The sequence below is a fragment of the Micromonospora sp. NPDC051296 genome, assembly GCF_040682255.1.
GTDB classification, from domain to species: Bacteria; Actinomycetota; Actinomycetes; order Mycobacteriales; family Micromonosporaceae; genus Micromonospora; species Micromonospora craterilacus.
In genome coordinates this window covers 1-2,084 of sequence record NZ_JBFBAO010000611.1, presented here as the reverse complement: position 1 = coordinate 2,084, position 2,084 = coordinate 1, and the positions used below count along the sequence as shown (strand labels likewise).

Genomic DNA, 2,084 nt, shown 5'->3' with positions numbered 1-2,084 from the left:
GCGGCGGTGTAGATGTGGGTCTGCGAGAAGTCGATGCACCCGGCCCAGTAGAACGTCCGGTTGCTCGGCCGGTAGTTCAGCGTGGAGGCCCAGATGCCGTCCACGTACGCCTGTTGCCCGCTGGGCAGGTCGTACTTGGTGCCGAAGTCGAGCCGGGGCACCGAGTGCCCGGCGAACTCCCAGTTCACCAGGTCGTACGAGCGCAGCACCGGGGCGCCCGGCGAGTAGTGCATGGTGGAGGCGGACAGGTAGTAGACGTCGCCGACCCGGATGATGTCGACGTCGGCGACGTCCTGCCAGACCACCGGGTTGGTGAAGTTGCCGCCAGGGGTACCGGGGTTGCCTCCGCCGCCGACCTGGATCAGCTGCCACTGCTGGTGCGTGCCGTTGAAGTCGTCGTACTGCACGACGTTGCCGCCGTCGGCCGTCGAGGCGTTCTGCACCTCCACCACCTTGTTCGAGTTGCGGTTGATCAACCGCACATAACCACCAGCCGAATCCGCCAGCCGGAACTGCTGATTCGCACCGTTACCGTCAGCCCACTGCACAATCGCCGCACCGTTGGCCGTCGACCAGTTGTAGACGTCCAACACCTTGCCCGAGTGCCGCGACTTCAACCGGTAGTAGCCGCCACCCGAATCGACGAACTGCCACTGCTGCCACGCCCCGTCGTTACGCGCCCACTGCGTGATCCGCGCCCCGTCATTCGTCGCCAGGTTGTAGACGTCCAACGCCTTACCACTGTTGCGATTCACCAACACGTACCAGGCATTCGTATCCACCGTCGCGGCCGTCGCCGGCGACGGCGTCACGGCCACCAGCGTGCCCCCCACCACCACCGCCACAACCGCGGCAGCGACCCGCGACAACCAGCCACGCCGACGCGGCGCAGCCGACGAAACCTCGCCAATGGCAACCATGATCCTCCTTCAGGAATGAGAGTCGAACGATCACGCGGGGCGGCCGCTGCCGCGGCGAAACGTCCCGCTCACCGAGAGTTGTGATCGCTAACATCGACCCCTCTGCCCAGGGAGAGGTCACATGATCATTAGCTGTGAAGCGACGTGAGGCGGCCCGGCAGGCACAGATATCGTCCGTCTTCACTATCGACTGTGAACGATAACACCTCGTCACGGAGCACACCAATCGGCTCGACGCGACAACTCGACGCGACAACTCGACGCGACAAAGCGTGCCGGGTCCGCCCCTGGGGCAGACCCGGCACGCCGGCGCGGTGTCGCGGTCAGAACCCCCGGGCGAGCCGGTAGTACGCCTGATTCCACCGGATCTCGTCGGCGAACCGGCGAGGCTCGGTGTCGGCGTCGATGACCAGGAGTTCGGTACGGCTCATCTCGGCCAGGTCGTGCAGCTCCTCCACGCCCACCGCCTGGGACAGCACGGTGTGGTGCGGCGCGCCCGCGGTGATCCACGCCTCGGCCGAGCCGGCCAGGTGCGGGCGGGGCCGCCAGACGGCCCGAGCCACCGGCAGCCGCGGCAACGGCTGCGGCGGGGTCACCACGTCGACCTCGTTGGCCACCAGCCGGAACCGCTCACCCATGTCCGCCAGGCCGAGCACCACAGCCGGGCCGGGTTCGGCATCGAAGACGAGCCGGACCGGGTCCTCCCGGCCGCCGATGCTCAACGGGTGGATCTCCACCTTCGGCACACCGGCGGCGATCGTCGGGCACACCTCGAGCATGTGCGCGCCGAGCACCACCTCCTCACCGGGGGTGAGGTCGTAGGTGTAGTCCTCCATGAACGAGGTGCCGCCCTCGGCCCCGACCGACATCGCCTTCAACGTGTGGACCAGCACGGAGGTCTTCCAGTCCCCCTCACCCCCGAAGCCGTACCCGTCGGCCATGAGCCGCTGCACGGCGATCCCGGGCAGCTGCCGCAGTCCGCCGAGGTCCTCGAAGTTCGTGGTGAACGCGCGGAACCCGCCACCGTCCAGGAACGTACGCAGGCCCAGCTCCAGCCGGGCGGCGTACCGCAGCGAGTCGTGCCGCTCACCGCCGGGCCGCAACGCGGCGACGACGCGGTAGGTGTCGTCGTACTCCTTGACCAGGTCGTCCACCTGCGCGTCG

Annotated in this window: 1 protein-coding gene and 1 pseudogene; both read right to left on the bottom strand. The window is 67.9% G+C overall.

Annotated features, from left to right (window positions below; all coding sequences use genetic code 11):
- Positions 1 to 920: RICIN domain-containing protein (locus AB0M52_RS33480; protein WP_363961850.1), on the bottom strand; the 920-nt coding region annotated here is incomplete at its 3' end.
- 323 nt (positions 921 to 1,243) lie between these two features.
- Positions 1,244 to 2,084 (bottom strand): annotated as a pseudogene (locus tag AB0M52_RS33475) (L-arabinose isomerase); the annotation flags it as partial.